This window comes from Kitasatospora atroaurantiaca, assembly GCF_007828955.1.
Taxonomy (GTDB): domain Bacteria; phylum Actinomycetota; class Actinomycetes; order Streptomycetales; family Streptomycetaceae; genus Kitasatospora; species Kitasatospora atroaurantiaca.
Genome location: NZ_VIVR01000001.1, coordinates 3,110,457 through 3,131,725, shown reverse-complemented (window position 1 = coordinate 3,131,725; position 21,269 = coordinate 3,110,457). Strand labels below are relative to the sequence as shown.

The 21,269-nt window shown below is 70.1% G+C and carries 20 protein-coding genes and 3 tRNA genes; 20 read left to right on the top strand and 3 right to left on the bottom strand.

Annotation, left to right across the window (positions count from 1 at the left end):
* Positions 1-216: 216 nt before the first annotated feature.
* Positions 217-1,704, top strand: coding sequence for a hypothetical protein (locus FB465_RS14390; protein ID WP_145790866.1), 1,488 nt, complete (start codon positions 217-219; stop codon positions 1,702-1,704).
* A gap of 60 nt (positions 1,705-1,764) precedes the next feature.
* Here the strand turns inward: FB465_RS14390 and FB465_RS14385 are convergent, their stop codons facing one another.
* Positions 1,765-3,033, bottom strand: a complete 1,269-nt coding sequence (locus FB465_RS14385) for an amidohydrolase family protein (protein WP_145790864.1) — start codon at positions 3,031-3,033, stop codon at positions 1,765-1,767.
* A 256-nt stretch (positions 3,034-3,289) separates the two neighbouring features.
* On the opposite strand from FB465_RS14385, the gene FB465_RS14380 reads away from it, so the two are divergent.
* From FB465_RS14380 to FB465_RS14345, 8 genes are all read left to right on the top strand, one after another.
* Positions 3,290-3,362, top strand: a tRNA-Thr gene (locus FB465_RS14380).
* Positions 3,363-3,405: 43 nt separating this feature from the next.
* Positions 3,406-3,478, top strand: a tRNA-Met gene (locus FB465_RS14375).
* 83 nt (positions 3,479-3,561) lie between these two features.
* The gene (gene rpmG / locus FB465_RS14370; RefSeq protein WP_006604855.1) at positions 3,562-3,726 is read left to right on the top strand and encodes a 50S ribosomal protein L33; all 165 of its coding nucleotides are present in this window, start codon (positions 3,562-3,564) and stop codon (positions 3,724-3,726) included.
* A gap of 114 nt (positions 3,727-3,840) precedes the next feature.
* On the top strand, positions 3,841-4,299 hold the full coding sequence (locus tag FB465_RS14365) for a MaoC family dehydratase N-terminal domain-containing protein (protein ID WP_145790860.1): 459 nt from the start codon (positions 3,841-3,843) through the stop codon (positions 4,297-4,299).
* A 4-nt stretch (positions 4,300-4,303) separates the two neighbouring features.
* On the top strand, positions 4,304-4,726 hold the full coding sequence (locus tag FB465_RS14360) for a MaoC family dehydratase (RefSeq protein WP_145790858.1): 423 nt from the start codon (positions 4,304-4,306) through the stop codon (positions 4,724-4,726).
* A gap of 82 nt (positions 4,727-4,808) precedes the next feature.
* On the top strand, positions 4,809-5,342 hold the full coding sequence (locus FB465_RS14355; RefSeq protein ID WP_211785780.1) for a TetR/AcrR family transcriptional regulator: 534 nt from the start codon (positions 4,809-4,811) through the stop codon (positions 5,340-5,342).
* Positions 5,343-5,413: 71 nt separating this feature from the next.
* Complete coding sequence (locus FB465_RS14350; RefSeq protein ID WP_145790856.1) at positions 5,414-5,815, top strand: DUF3291 domain-containing protein; 402 nt, start codon at positions 5,414-5,416, stop codon at positions 5,813-5,815.
* Between the two features lie 10 nt (positions 5,816-5,825).
* Complete coding sequence (locus tag FB465_RS14345) at positions 5,826-6,866, top strand: UDP-N-acetylmuramate dehydrogenase (RefSeq protein WP_145790854.1); 1,041 nt, start codon at positions 5,826-5,828, stop codon at positions 6,864-6,866.
* A 95-nt stretch (positions 6,867-6,961) separates the two neighbouring features.
* Here the strand turns inward: FB465_RS14345 and FB465_RS14340 are convergent, their stop codons facing one another.
* The gene (locus FB465_RS14340) at positions 6,962-7,984 is read right to left on the bottom strand and encodes an adenosine deaminase (RefSeq protein WP_145790853.1); all 1,023 of its coding nucleotides are present in this window, start codon (positions 7,982-7,984) and stop codon (positions 6,962-6,964) included.
* A gap of 113 nt (positions 7,985-8,097) precedes the next feature.
* On the bottom strand, positions 8,098-9,336 hold the full coding sequence (locus FB465_RS14335; RefSeq protein ID WP_145790851.1) for a pyridoxal phosphate-dependent aminotransferase: 1,239 nt from the start codon (positions 9,334-9,336) through the stop codon (positions 8,098-8,100).
* Between the two features lie 250 nt (positions 9,337-9,586).
* On the opposite strand from FB465_RS14335, the gene FB465_RS14330 reads away from it, so the two are divergent.
* From FB465_RS14330 to rpoB, 11 genes are all read left to right on the top strand, one after another.
* Positions 9,587-9,659 (top strand) — tRNA-Trp (locus tag FB465_RS14330).
* 145 nt (positions 9,660-9,804) lie between these two features.
* A complete protein-coding gene (gene secE, locus FB465_RS14325) occupies positions 9,805-10,173 on the top strand; it encodes a preprotein translocase subunit SecE (RefSeq protein ID WP_145790849.1) in 369 nt (122 codons plus the stop codon).
* 217 nt (positions 10,174-10,390) lie between these two features.
* Positions 10,391-11,251 (top strand): transcription termination/antitermination protein NusG, encoded by an 861-nt coding sequence (nusG, locus tag FB465_RS14320; protein WP_145790847.1) that lies wholly within the window; start codon positions 10,391-10,393, stop codon positions 11,249-11,251.
* Between the two features lie 164 nt (positions 11,252-11,415).
* A complete protein-coding gene (gene rplK / locus FB465_RS14315) occupies positions 11,416-11,850 on the top strand; it encodes a 50S ribosomal protein L11 (RefSeq protein ID WP_145790845.1) in 435 nt (144 codons plus the stop codon).
* 108 nt (positions 11,851-11,958) lie between these two features.
* On the top strand, positions 11,959-12,681 hold the full coding sequence (gene rplA, locus FB465_RS14310; protein ID WP_145790843.1) for a 50S ribosomal protein L1: 723 nt from the start codon (positions 11,959-11,961) through the stop codon (positions 12,679-12,681).
* A gap of 151 nt (positions 12,682-12,832) precedes the next feature.
* Positions 12,833-13,702, top strand: a complete 870-nt coding sequence (locus FB465_RS35800; RefSeq protein ID WP_170290582.1) for an SCO4651 family lipoprotein — start codon at positions 12,833-12,835, stop codon at positions 13,700-13,702.
* A 78-nt stretch (positions 13,703-13,780) separates the two neighbouring features.
* On the top strand, positions 13,781-14,695 hold the full coding sequence (locus FB465_RS14300; RefSeq protein WP_145790841.1) for an SCO4651 family lipoprotein: 915 nt from the start codon (positions 13,781-13,783) through the stop codon (positions 14,693-14,695).
* A gap of 79 nt (positions 14,696-14,774) precedes the next feature.
* Positions 14,775-15,614 (top strand): SCO4651 family lipoprotein, encoded by an 840-nt coding sequence (locus tag FB465_RS14295; protein ID WP_145790839.1) that lies wholly within the window; start codon positions 14,775-14,777, stop codon positions 15,612-15,614.
* 353 nt (positions 15,615-15,967) lie between these two features.
* On the top strand, positions 15,968-16,531 hold the full coding sequence (rplJ, locus tag FB465_RS14290; RefSeq protein WP_145790837.1) for a 50S ribosomal protein L10: 564 nt from the start codon (positions 15,968-15,970) through the stop codon (positions 16,529-16,531).
* Between the two features lie 88 nt (positions 16,532-16,619).
* Positions 16,620-17,003, top strand: coding sequence for a 50S ribosomal protein L7/L12 (gene rplL / locus FB465_RS14285; RefSeq protein WP_145790835.1), 384 nt, complete (start codon positions 16,620-16,622; stop codon positions 17,001-17,003).
* 732 nt (positions 17,004-17,735) lie between these two features.
* Positions 17,736-21,212: a DNA-directed RNA polymerase subunit beta gene (gene rpoB, locus FB465_RS14280; protein ID WP_145790833.1), complete on the top strand. Its 3,477-nt coding sequence runs from the start codon at positions 17,736-17,738 to the stop codon at positions 21,210-21,212.
* Positions 21,213-21,269: the final 57 nt, after the last annotated feature.

The following is a 21,269-nucleotide window of genomic DNA, read 5'->3' as shown; positions in this document are numbered from 1 at the left end:
TGACCGTCCGGGGCGTCGCCGTTCTCCGTCCGCGCTAACAAAGCGTCAAGACCGCTGCCTCGCACGCCAAGAGCGCGTCAGGGGAACGGCCGGACGGTCCCGGCGCGCCTAGCGTCCTTCCCGAGGGCCGGACTCGCTCCGTGGGGGAGGCAGGCCGGCAGCACCCCGCCGACGTGGACCGTCGGCGGCCAGGTGATGGGGAGGGGACGCGCGGCCATGACAGCGGGCGAATCAGGCAGAGGTACCAAGGAACGGACCCCGGTACGCACCGCCATCGACCCGCGCCGCGCGGCCCCGCACCTGGCCGGCGGGGACCGGCCGACCCCGCTCTCCCGCGCCTGGTGGCACACCCCCCGCCTGGTCCGGGGACTCACCGCGCTCTGCCTCGCCGCCCTGCTGGCCACCGCCGCCCTCGCTGCCACGGTGCTCGGCGGTGCCCGCGAGGGCATCGACTCCATCGGCCACCGGGCCGCCCCGCAGGCCGTCCGCGCCGCCGATCTCTATTTCGCCCTCAGCGACATGGACGCCCAGGCCGCCAACCTGTTGCTGATCGGAGCCGATCCGGACTACACCGCCCTGCGCCGGCAGACCCAGGACACCTACGAGCAGCGCCGCGGCCAGGCCGACCTCGACCTCCAGCGCGCCGCCGAGGCCGCCGTGGACGACCCCGCCGGTCAGCGCGCCGTGCAGACCGTGATCGGCGAACTCGGCCGCTACGAAGCCCTGGTGGCCCGCGCCCAGCTGCTGGAGGACCAGGCGCACGCCCCGGCCGGCAAGCCCTCCCTCCAGGCCCTGGACGCCTACCGTCAGGCCACCGACCTGCTCAGGGCGAAGCTGCTGCCCGCCACCGACGAGGTGACCGCGGCCAACGCCGTCACCGTCGACCGGAGTTACGCGACCCAGCGCGACGACCTCGCCGCCGGGTGGTCGTGGCTGCTGGTCACCGGCCTCCTCGCCCTGGCCGCGCTCGGCGCACTGCAGCGCACCCTGACACGCCGCTTCCGGCGCCGGGTCAACCCGGCCCTGGCCGCCACCGCGCTGCTCGCCGCCGTCGCGTCGGCCGCAGGTCTCGGTCTCGTCTCCGCCGCCGAGCACCACCTGGCCGTCGCCAAGAGCAACGCGTACGACTCGGTGATCGCGATGAGCCGCGCCCGCGCCGTCGCGTACGACATGAACGCCGACGAGAGCCGCTACCTGACCGACCCGGCGCGGGCCGCCGCGTACGAGCAGAGCTTCTTCGCCAAGACCCAGTCCATCGCCGGGGTCGAAGGCGCCACCCTCGCCACCTACAACTCCGAGCTGGCCGGCCGGGGCGCCGGGCGCTTCGACGGCTTCCTGGGCACCGAGCTGCGCAACATCACCTTCCCCGGTGAGCAGGATGCCGCCGAACGGGTGCTCAGGACCTTCCGGGCCTACCAGCAGGACGACCGGAGGATCCGCGAGCTGAACGCCCAGGGCCGGCTCAAGGAGGCCGTCACCCTCAACACGGGCACCGTGCCCGGCCAGTCCAACGCCGACTTCGAACTGCTCAGCACCGCCCTCGGCGACGTGCTGGCCATCAACCAGCAGGCCCTGGACCGGGCGATCGCGGCCGTCGACGAGGACCTGGGCACGGGCGCCGCGGTCACCGGCGGCCTCGCGCTCGCGACCGCCCTGGCCCTCACCGTCCTCGGCGTCCGCCCCCGCCTGCGCGAGTACCGCTGAGGGCCCCCACGGCAGGCCACCGGGCGGACCAACGGGCGGACCAACGGGCAGGCCACCGGCTCAGCCCGGCCCGCCCTGCCGGGGAAGGGCCAGCGCCACCTTGTCGGCGAACTCGCGCACCGCGCTGGTCCGGCTGACCACCCGTCCGCTGTGCACCACCAGCCTGCTGTGACCCCCGGCCAGCGCCCCGGCGAGGCTGTCGCCGCGCACCGCGAGCAGCTCGGCGGGGAAGCCGGCGTCCACCCGTACCGGCGGCAGCCCGAGCGCGATCCTGGCCTGGTTGCCGACCGCCTCGTACGCCGCCTCGGGGCTCAGCGTGCCGGCCGCCGCCAGGAGGTACGCCGCCTCCAGCGGGTCGGCCCGGCCCGCCGTGTTGCTGAGGTCGCGCAGCGCCCCGCTGCCGGCCGTGAAGGGGACCCGGGCTTCGTGCAACTCGCTCACCAGGGACTGCCGCAGACCGATGGCCGGGCCCTCCAGGCCGGTGCACCAGCCGTTCTGCGGCAGGCAGACCACCCGGATGCCCGCGGTGGCCAGCACGGTGGAGCCACCGGGTGTCAGCGCGCTGCACGGGCCGAGGGTGACCCGGGGGCGCAGCGGGGCGAGCGCGCCCGCCAGCCGGGCCAGCTGGGCCGGGTCCGCGGCGGCCGTGTGCAGGTCGACGGGGCAGTCCGCCTCGCGCGCGGCCTCCAGCAGCACCTGGACGTACCCGACCGGGTCGGGGTCGAGGTCGGGGCAGCCGCCGGCGGCGGTGGCGCCCAGCTTGAGGGCGTCGCGAAGCTGCGCCCGGCCCTCCGCCCCGGCCAGTCCGGTGAGCAGCCGGGGCATCGCGACCGCCTGCAGCTCGGCCAGCCCCCGCAGGGCCTGCCGGGCGGTGAGGACGGCCTCCAGGCGGTGCAGCCCGTGCACGTCCCCGATCCGTACGTGGGTGCGCTGGGCCGTGGCCCCGTACCCGAGTGAGGTGAGCGCGGCCTCGGTGACCCGGCGGACCAGGTCGTCCTGGGTCTCCGGGGGCGGGGTGGCGAACGCGGCGGAGAAGGCGACGTCGTAGTGGGCGTGCGGCTCGGCGGGGGCGGGGAGGAGCAGGTAACCGCTGAGGTCGATCCGGGCGCCGGTGGTGATGGTCGGGGCGCCGGGGAGGGCGGGGAGGGGGCCGAGGCTGCCGACCGTGCCGACGGCCTGGATGCGGTCGCCGCTGACCCTCACGTCGACCACTCGCCCGTCCGCCAGCTTGGCGCCGGTGAGCAGGAGGACCGGCCCGTGCCCGAGCGGGTTGGCCGTCGGGCCCGACCCCGGGTGAGGGCCCTCGGCAGGTGCGCTGTCCGCGGTCATCGGCCGGCTCCTCGCTGTCGGGGGCCCCTCGGGGCGCCCCGGGAGCCGGAAGATCACTGGTGGTCGAGCCTATGGGGAGTCCGGGCGGGGCGCTCGGAGGCCGGGAAAAGTCGTATCGGGTCGGGCCGTCGGTTCTGAGGCCCTGTCGAACGCGGGTGCTGGATCGGACTGCTCGTGCGGGCCGTCCACCTGCGATCTTCCGTGTCGGATACGGATTTCACCTCTGGCGAGGAAACGTGTAATCTCTTCCTCGTTCGCCCCTATAGCTCAGTCGGTAGAGCGTCTCCATGGTAAGGAGAAGGTCTGCGGTTCGATTCCGCATGGGGGCTCTGGTGAGAAGGCTCGCACCTCGGTGTGAGTGTGGATCATCAAAGCGGTGTAGCTCAGTTGGTAGAGCAAGCGGCTCATAATCGCTGTGTCACCGGTTCAAGTCCGGTCACCGCTACCCCGCGTAGTCGGTCGGGAGATCGAACTCCCGATCGGCTACTCTTGTTGTGTTCTTATTCATTTGTCCAGGAAGGCACTCCCGTGGCTGCCACCGACGTCCGCCCGAAGATCACGCTGGCCTGCGTGGAGTGCAAGGAGCGGAACTACATCACCAAGAAGAACCGGCGTAACGACCCGGACCGTCTTGAGATGAAGAAGCACTGCCCCCGCTGCAACTCGCACACTGCGCACCGCGAGACCCGCTGACCCCGCAAGGTGTCGCCGGGCCTGTGTGAATCAGGCTTTGGCTCCAGGCCGTACCCCCTTGTGGGGTGCGGCCTGGAGCTGTTTTTGTATGACAAACCGTCAGAGGAGTTGCCCATGCCGCTCGACCCCTCGTTCATCGGGCGGACGTACCCGCCCACCGCGCCGTACGAGGTCGGCCGCGAGAAGATCCGCGAGTTCGCCGTCGCCGTCGGTGACGCCAACCCGGCGTACGCCGACCAGGAGGCCGCCAAGGCGCTCGGGTACCCGGATGTGATCGCCCCGCCGACCTTCCCGTTCGTGATCACGTATCAGGCCGCCGGCCAGGTCGTGGCCGACCCCGAGCTGGGCCTGGACTTCACCCGCGTCGTGCACGGCGACCAGAAGTTCGTCTACACCCGCCCGGTGCAGGCCGGTGACCGGCTCGCGGTGACCGTCAGCATCGACAACATCAAGTCGCTGGCGGGCAACGACGTCCTCACGGTCCGCGGCGAGGTGCACGACCAGAGCGGCGAGCACGTGGTGACGTCCGTCATGACGCTGGTGGCCCGCGCGGCCGACGAGGCGGGGGAGTAGAGCGATGGCGATCAGTTTCGACGAGGTCGAGGTCGGCACCGAGCTGCCGGCCCAGTCGTTCCCGGTGACTCGCGCCACACTCGTGCAGTACGCGGGTGCCTCCGGTGACTTCAACCCGATCCACTGGAACGAGAAGTTCGCGCTGGAGGTCGGCCTGCCCGACGTCATCGCGCATGGCATGTTCACCATGGCCGAGGCCGTCCGGGTGGTCACCGACTGGGTCGGCGACCCGGGCGCGGTGGTCGAGTACGGCGTGCGCTTCACCAAGCCGGTCCCGGTGCCCAACGACGGCGTCGGTGCCGTGATCGAGGTCACGGGCAAGGTCGGCGCCCTGCTGGAGGACCGGAAGGTCCGGGTCGACCTGGTCGCCACCAGTGGCGGCCAGAAGGTGCTCGGGATGTCCCGCGCCGTCGTCCGGCTGGCCTGAGCCGCCAGGGCCCGGGGAGGATTTTCCTTCCCGGGTTCCGGAGGGCTTGCGAAGGTAGTGATTGGCCACTAACTTGGAGCCCATGGCAAGGATGAGCGCCGAGGAACGGCGGGAGAGCGTGCTGCGGGCCGCCGTGGTGGAGTTCGCCAGGGGCGGCTATCACGGCACCTCGACGGAGGCCATCGCCCGCCGGGTCGGGGTCTCGCAGCCGTACCTGTTCCGGCTGTTCCCCGGGAAGCAGGCGCTCTTCGCGGCCGCCGCGGACCGTTGCTTCGACCGGACGGTCCAGGTCTTCACCGAGGCCGCCGAGGGGCTGCGCGGCGAGGAGGCGCTCGACGCGATGGCGCGGGCGTACTCCGAGCTGGTGGCGGACCGGGACGTGCTGCTGATGCAGATGCAGGTGTACGTCGCCGCGGCCTCCGGCGAGGACGCGGAGCTGGCCGGGCGGGTCCGGCGGCGCTGGGCCGAGCTGTGGAGCGTGGTCCGCGGCACCACGGGGGCCACCGACGAGGAGATGAGCCGCTTCTTCGGCAGCGGAATGCTGATCAACACCCTGCTCGCCATCGGCGTGCCGGCCGAGGACGAGAGCTGGGCGGGGCTGCGCTTCGACGCCTGAGGGCGCGGGGCCGTGGGCTTCGTCATGAGCAGTGAAGTTAGTGACCAATTACTAATCCGAGAGGAACGGACATGCTCACACTGCCCTGGGCCGCTGGCCCCGCCGCCGGAACCGACCAGGCGGAAGTCACCGTACTGGCCTCGGAGTTGCAGGTGCGCAGCCTGCGCCACGTGCCGGGATTCCTGCTCGCCTCGCTGCGCGCCTTCCAGCAGGCCCGCAAGTCCCCCGGTGCCCTCGGCGCCACGCTGCGGACCTCGCCGCTGCGGGGCACCTTCTGGACGCTCTCGGCCTGGGAGAGCCGTGAGGCGATCAACGCGTACGTCATGGCGGAGCCGCACCGGACGGTGATGAAGTCGCTGCGCCCGGTCGTGGCCGCCACGGTCTTCACCACCTGGGAGGCGCCCGCCGGCGCCCCGCCCGGCTGGGCCGAGGCCGATCGCCGTATCGAGGAGCAACGGCAGCGCACCCCGTAGGCTGGAGCGCGTGCACGTAGAACACGACGCCCCCCTCGCCCCGCTGACCACGCTCCGGCTCGGCGGCCCGGCCCGCCGGCTGGTCACCGCGACCACGGACGCCGAGGTCGTCGCCACCGTCCGCGAGGCGGACCAGGCCGGCGAGCCGCTGCTGGTGATCGGCGGAGGCTCCAACCTGGTGATCGGGGACGCCGGCTTCGACGGGACGGTGCTGCGGATCGCCACCACCGGCTTCGAGCTGGACGGCACCACCCTGGAGCTCGCCGCGGGCGAGGTCTGGGCCGAGGCCGTGGCCCGGACGGTCGGCAAGGGCCTGGCCGGGATCGAGTTCCTGGCCGGCATTCCCGGCTCGGCCGGGGCCACGCCCGTGCAGAACGTCGGCGCGTACGGCCAGGAGGTCGCGAGCACCATCACCGAGGTCGTCGCGTACGACCGCGAGGCGCGCGAGACCGTCACCCTGACCAATGCGGAGTGCGCGTTCTCCTACCGTCACAGCCGCTTCAAGGGCGCCCCGGACCGCTATGTGGTGCTGCGGGTCCGATTCGAGCTGGAGGACGCCGCCGGGCAGTCCTCCCCGGTGAAGTACGCCGAGGTGGCCCGGAAGCTCGGCGTCGAGGCCGAGCAGCGGGTCGACCTGCAGACGGCGTACGAGACGGTGCTGGGGCTGCGGGCGGGCAAGGGCATGGTGCTCGACCCGGCCGACCACGACACCTGGTCGGCGGGCTCCTTCTTCACCAACCCGATCCTCACGGCCGAGCAGTACGAGGCCTTCCTGGCCCGTCTGGACGGGCGCACCGCCCCCGCCTATCCCGCGCCGGACGGGTGCACCAAGACTTCGGCGGCCTGGCTGATCGACCAGGCCGGCTTCGGCAAGGGCTACGGCAGCGGCCCGGCCACCCTCTCCACCAAGCACACGCTGGCCCTCACCAACCGGGGCGGCGCCACGACGGCGGACCTCCTCGCCCTGGCCCGCGAGATCCGGGACGGCGTCAAGGACGCGTTCGGCGTCGAGCTGGTCAACGAGCCTGTGACGGTCGGCGTACAGCTCTAGGGCAACCACAGCAGGGGCGCGGGGAACTGCGCGCGCAACCGTGCACGGACGTGGTGCCCTGGTCGCGCAGTTCCCCGCGCCCCGTCAGGTTCGCCTCAGCTGTCGGTGAGCCAGGCGTCGATGTCCGCGAGGAGGAGCTTCTGGACGTCCTCGGGCGCCCGCGAGCCCCGGACCGACTGCCGGGCCAGCTCGGCGAGTTCGGCGTCGGAGAAGCCGTGGACGTCGCGGGCGAGCTCGTACTGGGCGGCGAGCCGGGAGCCGAACAGCAGCGGGTCGTCCGCGCCCAGGGCGAGCGGCACGCCCGCGTCGAAGAGCGTCCGCAGCGGCACTTCGCCGGCCCGCTCGTAGACGCCGAGCGAGACGTTGGAGGCCGGGCAGACCTCGCAGGTGATCTGACGGTCCGCCAGCCGCTGCATCAGCCGGGGGTCCTCCGCCGCCCGTACGCCGTGGCCGATCCGGCCGGCCCCCAGGTCGTCCAGGCAGTCCCGGACGGACTCGGGCCCGGCCAGCTCCCCGCCGTGCGGGGCGGCCAGCAGGCCGCCCTTGCGGGCGATAGCGAAGGCCCGGTCGAAGTCCCGTGCGAGGCCGCGCCGTTCGTCGTTGGAGAGCCCGAAGCCGACCACGCCCTGGTCGGCGTACCGGACGGCCAGGCGGGCCAGTGTCCGGGCGTCCATCGGTGACTTCATCCGGTTGGCCGCGACCAGCACCCGGATCCCGACCCCGGTGGCCTCCGAGGCCTCCCGCACCGCGTCCAGAATGAGCTCCAGCGCCGGGATCAGCCCGCCCAGGCGGGGCGCGTACGAGGTCGGGTCGACCTGGATCTCCAGCCAGTGCGAGCCGTCCCGCCGCTCGTCCTCGGCGGTCTCCCGGACCAGCCGCCGGATGTCCTCCTCGTCGCGGAGCACCGAGCGCGCGGTGTCGTACAGCCGCTGGAAGCGGAACCAGCCGCGCTCGTCCGTTGCGCGGAGGTGCTGCGGCTCGCCCGAGCTCAGCGCCTCGGGCAGCCGGACGCGGTGCTTGGCGGCCAGCTCCAGCAGGGTGGCCGGCCGCATCGAGCCGGTGAAGTGCAGGTGCAGGTGGGCCTTCGGGAGGTCCCGAACATCACGCAGGCGATCCATTCACCGATCCTGCCGTATCAGGGGCCCGAACGGGAACCGCCCTCTTCAAGTCCCCCGAAGGGATGAAGAGGGCGGTCAAGCTCACGGGGTGAGCCGGATGAGCCGGGTGGTCGTCAGGCGCGGGCCTCGCCCAGCAGCTTCTGCAGGCGGCCGACGCCCTCGACCAGGTCGGTGTCGCCGAGCGCGTACGAGAGCCGCAGGTAGCCCGGGGTGCCGAAGGCCTCGCCGGGGACGACCGCGACCTCGGCCTCGTCCAGGATCAGGGTGGCGAGCTCGGCGGAGGTCTGCGGCCGCTTGCCGCGGATCTCCTTGCCCAGCAGGCCCTTCACGGAGGGGTAGGCGTAGAACGCGCCCTCGGGCTCGGGGCAGAGCACGCCCTCGATCTCGTTGAGCATCCGCACGATGGTCTTGCGGCGGCGGTCGAACGCGGTCTTCATCTCGTCCACGGCCGAGAGGTCGCCCGAGACGGCGGCCAGCGCGGCGACCTGGGCCACGTTGCTCACGTTGGAGGTGGCGTGCGACTGCAGGTTGGTCGCGGCCTTCACCACGTCCGCGGGGCCGATCAGCCACCCGACCCGCCAGCCGGTCATCGCGTAGGTCTTGGCGACGCCGTTGACCACGATGCACTTGTCGGCCAGCTCGGGCAGCAGGGCCGGCAGCGAGGTGAACTCCGCGTCGCCGTAGACCAGGTGCTCGTAGATCTCGTCGGTGAGCACCCACAGGCCGTGCTCCAGCGCCCAGCGGCCGATCGCCTCGGCCTCGGCGCGGGTGTAGACGGCGCCGGTCGGGTTGGACGGGGAGACGAACAGCACGACCTTGGTGTTCGCGGTCCGGGCCGCCTCCAGCTGCTCGACCGAGACCTTGTAGCCGGTGGTCTCGTCGGCGACCACCTCGACCGGGACACCGCCCGCGAGCTGGATCGACTCGGGGTAGGTGGTCCAGTACGGGGCCGGGACGATGACCTCGTCGCCCGGGTCGAGGATCGCGGCGAAGGCCTCGTAGATGGCCTGCTTGCCGCCGTTGGTGACGAGCACCTGGGAGGCGTCCACCTGGTAGCCGGAGTCGCGCAGCGTCTTGGCGGCGATCGCGGCCTTCAGTGCGGGCAGGCCGCCGGCCGGGGTGTAGCGGTGGTTGGCCGGGTCCTGGCAGGCGGCGACGGCGGCGTCGACGATGTAGCCGGGGGTCGGGAAGTCCGGCTCGCCCGCGCCGAAGCCGATCACCGGGCGGCCGGCCGCCTTGAGGGCCTTGGCCTTGGCATCGACGGCGAGGGTGGCGGACTCGGCGATGGCGCCGATCCGGGCGGAGACGCGGCGGTCAGCGGGACTGGTGCTGGCGGGGGTGGAAGCGCTCATGCCTGCATCGTCGCAGAGACGGCGGTGCCCGGGCACGGCGGTTTCAACATGCGTACCGCTCGGTCCACGATGCGTACGCGTGTCGGCGGTAACTGATGGGTCTTCGGTGAATGAGGTTCGACCAAACGCGCAAGAACACGTACACTCACTGCTCGATGGCTCCCGAAATGCGGCTCCACCGACGCGTACATCACGCAGCGGCCCGGATGCGGTAGGTTGGGGGTCAACTCCGGAGCCGCGAGGTCTCCGTAGGGCAATAGCTCAATTGGTAGAGCACCGGTCTCCAAAACCGGCGGTTGGGGGTTCAAGTCCCTCTTGCCCTGCTGCTTGATCCGTACCGAGCCCGTTCGCTCCGCAGAGCGAGCGGGCTTGACGCGGAGAGGGCCCCAACAGCACTGCTTTCGCCGGATCGCTCGTGCTTCACGGCACGTACGACGCTCGGCAGGACCCGGATTCAGGTGAGGACGAGTGACGGAGACCACGGGCTCCACCGCAACGCCTGAGAGCGGCAACCCCGAGGGTGCCGACGGCGCGGCGGACGCAACCACGCCTGTCAACGGCGAGGAGACGCTCTCGCGTCGCGACCGCAAGCGCGCCAACAGGTCCGCGGGCGGCGACGGGAAGAAGTCGGGCAAGCGCGCCAAGAAGGGCGTCTTCGCCCGTGCCGCGCTGTTCTACCGCCAGATCATCGCCGAGCTGCGCAAGGTCGTCTGGCCGAGCCGCCACGACCTGATGCAGTACACCAGCGTCGTCGTGGTCTTCGTCGTCGTGATCATGGGCGTGGTGGCCAGCCTCGACTACGGCTTCTCCAAGCTCAGTCTGTGGATCTTCGGCTGAGCCGCCACCTCCCCAGCAGCACTCCCCGACCCGGGCCGGACCCTCTCGAACGTTGAAGGGATCGCCCCGGGTCGAGCTGTCGGCGCAGACCGGACGAGCCCGCTACCGTTGACTCGGTACTGTTGAGGTATCCGAGTCTTTTCCCACACGTGCCCGCGAGGGCGCCGGGTGGCCCGGAGCCGTTCAATCTCCACATCCCAGGAAAGAAGCAGCCACCGTGTCTGAGTCCCCCCTGTACGACGCCGACGAGACCGTCCGCGAGGCGGATGTCGCCGCCGAGCTGGACGCGGCTGAGGCTGCTGACGCCGAGACTGCCGAGCAGATCCTCGACGCGGCGGACGCAGACGTGGACGAGGTCGAGGCTGCGGACGAGTCCGAGGCCGGCGTGGCCGCCGAGTCGGCCGCGATGCACGAGGTGACCGAGGACGAGGTCTTCCCGGCCGAGGCCGCCGAAGAGGCCGAAGAGGCCGAGGTCGACCCGGTCGCCGAGTTCCGCGAGAAGCTGCGCACCGCGCCGGGCGAGTGGTACGTCATCCACACCTACGCGGGTTACGAGAACCGGGTGAAGCAGAACCTGGAGCAGCGCGCCGTCTCCCTGAACGTCGAGGACTACATCTTCCAGTCCGAGGTGCCGCAGGAGGAGGTCGTCCAGATCAAGAACGGCGACCGCAAGACGATCCGCCAGAACAAGCTCCCCGGTTACGTCCTGGTGCGCATGGACCTCACCCCGGAGTCCTGGGGCGTCGTCCGCAACACCCCGGGTGTCACCGGCTTCGTCGGCAACGCCTACGACCCGTACCCGCTGACCCTGGACGAGGTCGTCAAGATGCTCGCCCCCGACGTGGAGCGCCAGGCGGCCAAGGAGGCCGGCAAGCCCTCGCCGATCAAGCCCAGCGAGATCCAGGTGCTCGACTTCGAGGTCGGCGACTCGGTCACCGTCACCGACGGCCCGTTCGCGACCCTCCAGGCGACCATCAACGAGATCAACCCGGACTCGAAGAAGGTCAAGGGCCTGGTCGAGATCTTCGGCCGCGAGACCCCGGTCGAGCTCTCCTTCGACCAGATCCAGAAGAACTGACACAAGCCTTCGGGTTGTAGGGCGGAGCGGTCGCTCCGCCCTACAACCCGTTTTGGTCCAGGGACGCATCCGCGTTAGCCTGGTCCGATGTGTGTACACCCGGCCGGGTGTCGCCCCGGTCGTACACACGTCGAACATCACCTCTCAGAAGGACCCGGAGAGAAATGCCTCCCAAGAAGAAGAAGGTCACGGGGCTTATCAAGCTCCAGATCAACGCTGGTGCGGCCAACCCCGCGCCGCCGGTCGGCCCCGCGCTGGGTCAGCACGGCGTCAACATCATGGAGTTCTGCAAGGCCTACAACGCTGCGACCGAGTCGCAGCGCGGCATGATCGTGCCGGTGGAGATCACGGTCTACGACGACCGCTCCTTCACCTTCATCACGAAGACGCCGCCGGCCGCGCGCCTCATCCTGAAGGCCGCGGGCGTGGACAAGGGTTCGGCCGAGCCGCACAAGACCAAGGTCGCCAAGCTCACGGCCGCCCAGGTCCGCGAGATCGCCACGACCAAGCTCCCCGACCTGAACGCCAACGACCTGGACGCCGCGGCGAAGATCATCGCCGGCACCGCCCGGTCGATGGGCATCACCGTCGAGGGCTGAGTTCCCTAGTCCACCGTGGTAGGGCCGGCGCGGCCCGTACACACCACGACTCCTCCGCCCTCCTTGCCCGGCAACGGCCAGGAGGGGCCCAACCTTCAGGAGAAAGCAGTGAAGCGCAGCAAGGCTCTCAAGGCCGCGGACGCCAAGGTCGACCGCAGCCGTATCTACGCTCCCCTCGAGGCCATCCGCCTCGCCAAGGAGACCTCCACCAGCAAGTTCGACGCGACCGTCGAGGTTGCCATGCGTCTGGGTGTCGACCCGCGCAAGGCCGACCAGATGGTCCGCAGCACCGTGATCCTTCCGCACGGCACCGGTAAGACCGCTCGGGTCCTGGTCTTCGCGACCGGCGAGCGTGCCGAGGCCGCGCGTGCTGCGGGTGCCGACATCGTCGGTGCCGACGAGCTCATCGACGAGGTCGCCAAGGGTCGTCTGGACTTCGACGCCGTCGTCGCCACCCCGGACCTCATGGGCAAGGTCGGCCGCCTCGGCCGCGTGCTCGGTCCCCGTGGTCTGATGCCGAACCCGAAGACCGGCACCGTGACGCCCGACACCGCCAAGGCTGTCAACGACATCAAGGGCGGCAAGATCGAGTTCCGCGTCGACAAGCACTCGAACCTGCACTTCATCATCGGTAAGGTCTCCTTCACCGACGAGCAGCTGGTCGAGAACTACGCCGCCGCGCTGGACGAGGTCCTCCGGGCCAAGCCGTCCGCCGCCAAGGGCCGTTACATCAAGAAGACCGCGGTCTCCACCACGATCGGCCCCGGCATCCAGGTCGACCCGAACCGCACCCGCAACCTCCTCGTCGAGGAGGACCCGGCCGCCGTCTGAGCCTTCGTGCTCTGACCGAGCAGCCGCGTCCTGGGCGCAGCTCAACTCGTTCGACGGGCCCGTACCCCCTCACCGGGGGTGCGGGCCCGTCGGCGTACCCGGTGGGCTAGGCTCTGCGCACCTCCCGCCCCCATCCCACCGGAGAACGCCCGTGCGCACCGAGCGAGCCGCCGCCCTGGCCGCAGCCCTGCTGATACTCGGCGGCCTGACCGCGTGCAGCACCGTAGGAGGGCAGTCGAGCCGCTCACCCGGAACGGGGGCGGCGGTGAAGGGCCCGCAGAAGCGGACTCCCCAGGAGGCGCTGCAGCTCGCCGCCCAGGTCACCGACAAGGCGGGCAGCGCCCGGCTGGAGGTGGACGAGCAGAACCACGAGTACGGCCACAGCACCGTGACCGGCGCGGCCGCATGGGGCGAGGACCGCAGCTCGGCGGGCCTGGCCATCACCCAGGACCGGGGCAAGGGCGAGGTGCGGGTCGTGGACGGCAGCTACTACGCCTCGTACGACTGGCTGCCCGCCGAGTTCAAGGGCCGCCACTGGGCGAAGGCCTCGCGCGAGCTGGCCGAGGCGCTGGACTCCGGGGACACCTCGACCGGAGGGCCCAAGTCCCTCACCGGGGTCTGGCTGACCAGCCTGACCGAGGGCCCCTCCGGGCCGCTGCGGCTGATGGCGAAGGTCGGTCAGCTCACCCTGGTGGGCAAGGAACCGGTCGCCTCCGCCGCTGCCACGCACTACCGGGCGACGGCGTCGGTCACCGACTACAGCGCGGCGGACACCGGCATGTCGGACGCCGACCGGGCGGCGACGCTGGCGTACTACCAGGGCCAGGGCGCACAGACGATCACCTTCGACTTCTGGATCAACGACGCCAACGAGCTGGTGAAGTCGGTGGAGACGGTGCAGGGCACCGCGGGGACCGACACCGTGACCACCTCGCTGTCGCAGCTCGGCCTCTCCGTCCCCGTCCAGATCCCGCCGGCGGCCGACACGGTGGACCTGGCCAAGCAGCCGGTCACGCGCTAACCCGTTGTCGCGTTCTCGTGCGCATCGGTTAGAGTCCGCTCGCAATCTGATGAGAAACAGATAAGAGGGGGGACTGCTTTGCGTACTCTTCGCATCGCCACTGCCGTTGCCGTTTCGGCCCTGCTGGTGGGCGGGCTGAGCGCTTGCAGCAGCAGCAAGACCACCGGCCAGGACGCCACGTCGTCGGCTTCTTCGTCGGCCTCGTCCTCGGCCGCCACCGGTGGGGGCGCCGGGGCCGGGGGCAAGCAGGCCGCGGACCTCGGCCCGAAGGCCGCTCTGCTGGCCTCGGCCGCGGTCATGGAGAAGGCCGGCAGCGCCAAGCTGGTGCTGACCGGCACGGGGGACACCGAGACCGGCAGCGGCTCGTACAGCTGGAAGGCGCCGGCGGCCTTCGAGCTGACCACCAAGACCGACGGTCAGACCGCCAAGATGCTGCTCACCGGTGACGTCATGTACATCGGGGTGGACGACGAGACGGCCGCCACCTTCGGCGGCAAGCACTGGCTGAAGCTGGACCCGAAGGCCACCGCGGGCGCGGGCGGCAAGGCGTTGCCGGGCGGCGAGGACGCCGGCTCGATGACGACCATGCTCCAGACCTTCAACCCCGCCGTGCAGCTCGCCGCCAACGCCCAGGGCGGCAAGCTCAGCAAGGTCGGCGCGGAGAAGGTCGGCGGTGCCGACGCCGTGCACTACCGGAGCGAGCTGCCGGTGGACGCGCTGGTCGGCGCGATGGCCAACCTCTCTGCGGACCAGAAGAAGCAGGTCATCGACACGCTCAAGAAGGACGGCTCCTCGGTCACCTCCGACTTCTGGATCAACGCCAAGGGCGAGCTGGTCCAGCAGCAGAGCAACAACGTGGGCAACGGCAGCAAGGAGGCCGTGACCATCAGGTACAGCGACCTCGGCAGCGCCGCCTCGGTCAAGACGCCGGCGGCCTCGGACGTCCTGGACTTCGCCGACATGCTCAAGGGCCTGGGCAACATCAGCGGCTGACCGGAGCCGACCCGAGCGGGCGGCGGGCGGCATGACAAGGTGTCGGGTGAGCGGGGCGCAGGAGTAACAGGAGGCAGGAATGGCGGTACGGCAGCGGCGGGCAGTAGCCGCAGCGCTGGCCGCCCTCCTGCTGGCCGGTGCGGTCGCGTGCGGCAGCGGCTCGGGGGGCAAGCCCGAGCCCTCGCCCGCGTCGGCCACGCCCTCCGCCCTCGCCACCCCCACCGACCGCTCGCCGCACGGCGTACTCCTCTCGGCCCAGCTGGCGATGCACACCGCGCGCCGGGCCAAGTTCAGCTACCGCCTCGGTACGGACAGCGCGACGGGGATGCTCTTCTGGGCGCCCAAGACCGTCCTCCAGCTCAAGCGCCCGGACGACACCGAGCAGCTGATCGTGCTGGACACCACCGCCTACCGGGGCGGGGACCTGGCCACCGCCTCCCGCCTCGGCGGGCGGCACTGGGAGAAGTACGCGACCGCGCCCGGCGCCGACGGCCAGCGCGAGGTCCCGTACGCGGGGCTGGTCGACCGGCTGAACCCGGTGGTGGCGCTCACCGCCGCGGTGGCGGCCGGCGCCCCCGTCCTGGTGGGGGAGGAGAAGCTCGACGAGAGCACGGTCGAGCACTACCGGGTGAACGTCACCGTCGAGGCCTACGCCGCCGCGCAGACCCAGCTGACCGGCGCCCGGCGGCAGGCCCTGCAGGCCGCCCTCGGCAAGGGCGGGGTGAGCCTGCTGACGCTCGACCTGTGGCTGAACGACAAGGACCAGCTGGTCCAGCTCCGCCGCACCGGCGCCGGTGCGGGGGCCCGGCTGGACGACACCGTCGTGTACGGCGAGTTCGCCGGCGCGCTCTCGGTGCAGGCACCGGCCGAGAGCGACACCGTCGACGTCGGGACGCGCAGCCTGCCGCCGGCTCCCTAGGCCCGGGCCTGAGGCGATTTGGTCGATTCGACCCGGGCCGGGTACGGTGGTGGCTGCCAAAGACCGCTGGTCGTCGTCTTGTGCCTGTGAGGGTGCGAGGCGGCCGAAGGATCTGCGAATTGCCGCAGACGGCCCGCGCAGGACTGTTTGGAGCTTGGACTTCCGGTTCGTACGGCCTTGCCGTGGGACTGTTGAGGTTAATCAGAGCCCCGTGCGCCTGCGCACCGGGGCTCTCGTCATTTTGCGAGACGTTCCACAGGAGCCTTCATCCGGCCGGCTGGTCCGAGGCGTTGGATGGGTCGACTGTTCAAAGGTCGGCCTGACTTCGACATCACGGAAGGAGGCGTAAGCCTATGGCAAGGCCCGACAAGGCTGCTGCCGTCGCCGAGATCACGGACAAGTTCCGTGGCTCCTCCGCGGCGCTGCTGACCGAGTACCGCGGTCTCACGGTGAAGCAGGTTAAGACCCTGCGTCGCTCGCTCGGTGAGAACGCCGAGTACGCCGTGGTGAAGAACACGCTGACCAAGATCGCTGCCAACGAGGCCGGGATCACCGAGCTGGACGACCTGTTCGCGGGTCCGACGGCTGTCGCCTTCGTCACCGGTGACCCGGTGGAGTCGGCGAAGGCTCTGCGTGACTTCGCCAAGGACAACCCCGCTCTCATCATCAAGGGCGGTGTCCTTGACGGTAAGGCGCTGTCCGCCGATGAGATCAAGAAGCTCGCGGACCTCGAGTCCCGCGAGGTGCTGCTCGCCAAGCTGGCCGGCGCCATGAAGGCCAAGCAGTCCCAGGCTGCTGCGCTCTTCCAGGCCCTGCCCTCGAAGCTCGTCCGCACCGTGGACGCGCTTCGCGACAAGGTCGAGCAGGGCGGTGCCGGTACGCCGGCTCCCGCCGCCGAGGACGCGGCCGCCGAGTAATTCGGCAGGCTCACGCCTCGCTGCGGGCCCGTGCCCGCCCAACCCGTACATACGGCACCACCTGCCGACTTAGTGGAAGGACGCCATCATGGCGAAGCTGACCCAGGACGAGCTGCTCGCGCAGTTCGAGGAGCTCACCCTCATCGAGCTCTCCGCCTTCGTGAAGGCCTTCGAGGAGAAGTTCGACGTCACCGCGGCCGCCCCGGTTGCCGTTGCCGCCGCCGGTGGCGCTGCCGCCGCCGTCGAGGCCGTTGAGGAGCAGGACGAGTTCGACGTCATCCTCGATGGCGCGGGCGACAAGAAGATCCAGGTCATCAAGGAGGTGCGCACCCTGACCTCCCTCGGCCTGAAGGAGGCCAAGGACCTCGTTGACACCGCCGGTGCCAAGGTTCTCGAGAAGGTCGCCAAGGACGTTGCCGAGAAGGCCAAGGCTGCCCTCGAGGCCGCTGGCGCCAAGGTCACCGTCAAGTGACTCCACGCCCCCTCTGAGGGGGCGTGAAAGGGCCGGGCCGATCACCCTTGCGGGTGGTCGGCCCGGCCTTTGCCGTACCAGGGGGTGACCACCCTGGCCGATTGTGCACTCGGCCACTGTCGGTGGGTGCGGGTATGGTGATCGCTGTCATCGGGAGTGGCTCCCACCATGGGTTCTGTAACGCCCTGGGGGTCCCGAGCGATGAGCAGCCCGAGGTCCACGCTCCGGCAGGGGCCTTGACGAACTGCACCGGGCGCGCGATTCTCAAGGCGCGCGCCGCAGCAAGGAGCGAGTCCGCTGCCAGTTGGAGCGGCCCTGGATGCATATTCAGTGGCCCCGACGGGAAGTGACTCCATGTGAGGTGCGGTGGCCCGGAGTGTCCGGGCCGGCGGTTGTACGAGGGCAGGGACCACCCTGCGGCGAGGCTCCTTCCGGGGGGTTGAGCCGGACGGGTGGCTACCGGAGGGAGCGTCCGATTCGGTCTCCGAATCAGGGCTTGTCAGCAGTGTGCCTTTTGGCTACACTGTCCCTTTGCGCTGCCTGTTAGCTGCTCCGTGACTCGTCGCCCGGAGTTTGCGTTGCCCTGAAGGGGTCTGGCACCGCCTCCGCAAAGCGGCTCTGACCTGGGATTCGTCCCGGCTGAGACCCTCGGCGCCGGAGGTGGCTCCAATCCTCGGCAGGCCCGGCCGGTACGCGCGTAGTGAGCTCCGAGCCCTCGGAAGGACCCCCCTCTTGGCCGCGCCGCGCAACGCCTCGAACACATCCGCCGCATCCACCGCCCCGCTTCGCGTTTCCTTCGCGAAGATCAAGGAGCCCCTTGAGGTCCCGAACCTCCTGGCCCTGCAGACCGAGAGCTTTGACTGGCTGCTCGGCAACGCGGCCTGGAAGTCCCGGGTCGAGGCGGCCCTGGAGAGTGGTCAGGACGTCCCCACGAAGTCCGGTCTGGAGGAGATCTTCGAAGAGATCTCCCCGATCGAGGACTTCAGCGGGTCGATGTCGCTGACCTTCCGCGACCACCGTTTCGAGCCGCCGAAGAACTCTATTGACGAGTGCAAGGACCGCGACTTCACGTACGCGGCTCCGCTCTTCGTCACGGCCGAGTTCACCAACAACGAGACCGGTGAGATCAAGTCTCAGACGGTCTTCATGGGCGACTTCCCGCTCATGACCCACAAGGGCACGTTCGTGATCAACGGCACCGAGCGTGTCGTCGTCTCTCAGCTGGTCCGTTCCCCTGGTGTCTACTTCGACTCCACCCTGGACAAGGTGTCCGACAAGGACATCTACTCCTGCAAGGTCATCCCCTCGCGTGGTGCCTGGCTGGAGATGGAGATCGACAAGCGCGACATGGTCGGTGTCCGCATCGACCGCAAGCGCAAGCAGTCGGTCACCGTTCTGCTCAAGGCCCTCGGCTGGACCAACGAGATGATTCTCGAGGAGTTCGGCGAGTACGAGTCGATGCGGGCGACCCTGGAGAAGGACCACACCCAGGGCCAGGACGACGCGCTGCTGGACATCTACCGCAAGCTGCGTCCGGGCGAGCCGCCGACCCGTGAGGCCGCGCAGACCCTGCTCGAGAACCTCTACTTCAACCCGAAGCGCTACGACCTCGCGAAGGTCGGCCGCTACAAGGTCAACCGCAAGCTGGGCAACGCCGAGTCGCTGGACTCCGGCGTGCTCACCGAGCCCGACATCATCGGTGCGATCAAGTACCTGGTGAAGCTGCACGCGGGCGAGGCCGAGTGGCGTGACGAGACCGGTCGCGACATCGTCGTCGAGGTCGATGACATCGACCACTTCGGCAACCGTCGCCTCCGCAACGTCGGCGAGCTGATCCAGAACCAGGTCCGTACGGGTCTCGCCCGTATGGAGCGTGTCGTGCGCGAGCGCATGACCACCCAGGACGTCGAGGCGATCACGCCGCAGACCCTGATCAACATCCGGCCGGTCGTCGCCTCCATCAAGGAGTTCTTCGGCACCAGCCAGCTGTCCCAGTTCATGGACCAGACGAACCCGCTGTCGGGCCTGACCCACAAGCGCCGTCTGTCCGCCCTCGGCCCCGGTGGTCTCTCCCGTGAGCGCGCCGGCTTCGAGGTCCGTGACGTGCACCCGTCCCACTACGGGCGCATGTGTCCCATCGAGACCCCTGAAGGCCCGAACATCGGTCTGATCGGGTCGCTGGCCTCGTACGGCCGGGTCAACGCCTTCGGCTTCATCGAGACCCCGTACCGCAAGGTCATCGACGGTGTCGTGACCGAGCAGGTCGACTACCTCACCGCCGACGAGGAGGACCGCTTCGTCATCGCGCAGGCCAACGCCCCGCTGACGGCCGAGCTGACCTTCGCCGAGCCGCGTGTTCTCGTTCGCCGCCGTGGTGGCGAGATCGACTACATCCCCGGCACCGAGATCGACTACATGGACGTCTCGCCGCGCCAGATGGTGTCGGTCGCGACCGCCATGATCCCGTTCCTCGAGCACGACGACGCCAACCGCGCGCTCATGGGCTCGAACATGATGCGTCAGGCGGTGCCGCTGCTGAAGAGCGAGGCCCCGCTGGTCGGCACCGGCATGGAGTACCGCTGCGCCGTCGACGCCGCGGACGTCATCACCGCCGAGAAGTCGGGTGTCGTCCAGGAGGTCTCGGCCGACTACGTCACCGTGGCCAACGACGACGGCACGTACACCACGTACCGCGCCGCCAAGTTCACCCGCTCCAACCAGGGCACCGCCTTCAACCAGAAGGTGCTCGTGGACGAGGGCGCCCGGGTCGAGACCGGCCAGGTGCTCGCGGACGGTCCTTGCACCGACGAGGGCGAGATGGCCCTCGGCAAGAACCTGCTCGTGGCGTTCATGTCCTGGGAGGGTCACAACTACGAGGACGCGATCATCCTGTCGCAGCGCCTCGTGCAGGACGACGTCCTCTCCTCGATCCACATCGAGGAGCACGAGGTCGACGCCCGTGACACCAAGCTGGGCCCCGAGGAGATCACCCGGGACATCCCGAACGTCTCCGAGGAGGTCCTCGCCGACCTCGACGAGCGCGGCATCATCCGCATCGGCGCCGATGTCGTCACCGGCGACATCCTGGTCGGCAAGGTCACGCCCAAGGGTGAGACCGAGCTGACCCCGGAGGAGCGCCTGCTGCGCGCGATCTTCGGTGAGAAGGCCCGTGAGGTCCGCGACACCTCGCTCAAGGTGCCGCACGGTGAGTCCGGCAAGGTCATCGGCGTCCGCGTCTTCGACCGCGAAGAGGGCGACGAGCTGCCCCCGGGCGTCAACCAGCTGGTCCGCGTCTACGTGGCCCAGAAGCGCAAGATCACCAACGGTGACAAGCTGGCCGGCCGTCACGGCAACAAGGGTGTCATCTCCAAGATCCTCCCCGTCGAGGACATGCCGTTCCTCGAGGACGGCACCCCGGTCGACATCATCCTCAACCCGCTGGGTGTCCCGTCCCGAATGAACCCGGGACAGGTCCTGGAGATCCACCTCGGGTGGCTCGCCAAGCAGGGCTGGGACGTCTCCGGTCTCGCCGACGAGTGGGCCAAGCGCCTGCAGGCGATCGGCGCCGACACGGTCGAGGGTGGCACCAACCTCGCCACCCCGGTCTTCGACGGCGCCCGCGAGGACGAGATCACCGGCCTGCTGGACCACACCACCCTCACCCGTGACGGTGAGCGCCTGGTGAACTCCACCGGTAAGGCCCGGCTGTACGACGGTCGCTCCGGCGAGCCGTTCCCGATGCCGATCTCGGTCGGCTACATGTACATCCTCAAGCTGCACCACCTGGTCGACGACAAGCTCCACGCCCGTTCGACCGGTCCGTACTCGATGATCACCCAGCAGCCGCTCGGTGGTAAGGCGCAGTTCGGTGGTCAGCGCTTCGGTGAGATGGAGGTGTGGGCCCTCGAGGCGTACGGCGCTGCCTACGCCCTGCAGGAGCTGCTCACCATCAAGTCCGACGACGTCCTCGGCCGAGTCAAGGTCTACGAGGCCATCGTCAAGGGCGAGAACATCCCCGAGCCCGGCATTCCCGAGTCCTTCAAGGTCCTCATCAAGGAAATGCAGTCGCTCTGCCTCAACGTGGAGGTGCTGTCCTCGGACGGCCAGTCCATCGAGATGCGGGACTCCGACGAGGACGTGTTCCGCGCGGCCGAGGAGCTCGGCATTGACCTGTCCCGGCGTGAGCCGAGCAGCGTCGAAGAGGTCTGACGGAGGTAGGGCCGGCTGCTTCCACAAGCAGCCGGCCCGCCCCCAGGCCCCCTCAGA

Coding starts and splice junctions, on each gene's coding strand:
- FB465_RS14390 (WP_145790866.1), top strand. CDS start 217: ATGACAGCGGGCGAATCAGGCAGAGGTACCAAGGAACGGACCCCGGTA.
- FB465_RS14385 (WP_145790864.1), bottom strand. CDS start 3,033: ATGACCGCGGACAGCGCACCTGCCGAGGGCCCTCACCCGGGGTCGGGC.
- FB465_RS14365 (WP_145790860.1), top strand. CDS start 3,841: ATGCCGCTCGACCCCTCGTTCATCGGGCGGACGTACCCGCCCACCGCG.
- FB465_RS14360 (WP_145790858.1), top strand. CDS start 4,304: ATGGCGATCAGTTTCGACGAGGTCGAGGTCGGCACCGAGCTGCCGGCC.
- FB465_RS14355 (WP_211785780.1), top strand. CDS start 4,809: ATGGCAAGGATGAGCGCCGAGGAACGGCGGGAGAGCGTGCTGCGGGCC.
- FB465_RS14350 (WP_145790856.1), top strand. CDS start 5,414: ATGCTCACACTGCCCTGGGCCGCTGGCCCCGCCGCCGGAACCGACCAG.
- FB465_RS14340 (WP_145790853.1), bottom strand. CDS start 7,984: ATGGATCGCCTGCGTGATGTTCGGGACCTCCCGAAGGCCCACCTGCAC.
- FB465_RS14335 (WP_145790851.1), bottom strand. CDS start 9,336: ATGAGCGCTTCCACCCCCGCCAGCACCAGTCCCGCTGACCGCCGCGTC.
- rplK (WP_145790845.1), top strand. CDS start 11,416: ATGCCTCCCAAGAAGAAGAAGGTCACGGGGCTTATCAAGCTCCAGATC.
- FB465_RS14295 (WP_145790839.1), top strand. CDS start 14,775: ATGGCGGTACGGCAGCGGCGGGCAGTAGCCGCAGCGCTGGCCGCCCTC.
- rplJ (WP_145790837.1), top strand. CDS start 15,968: ATGGCAAGGCCCGACAAGGCTGCTGCCGTCGCCGAGATCACGGACAAG.
- rplL (WP_145790835.1), top strand. CDS start 16,620: ATGGCGAAGCTGACCCAGGACGAGCTGCTCGCGCAGTTCGAGGAGCTC.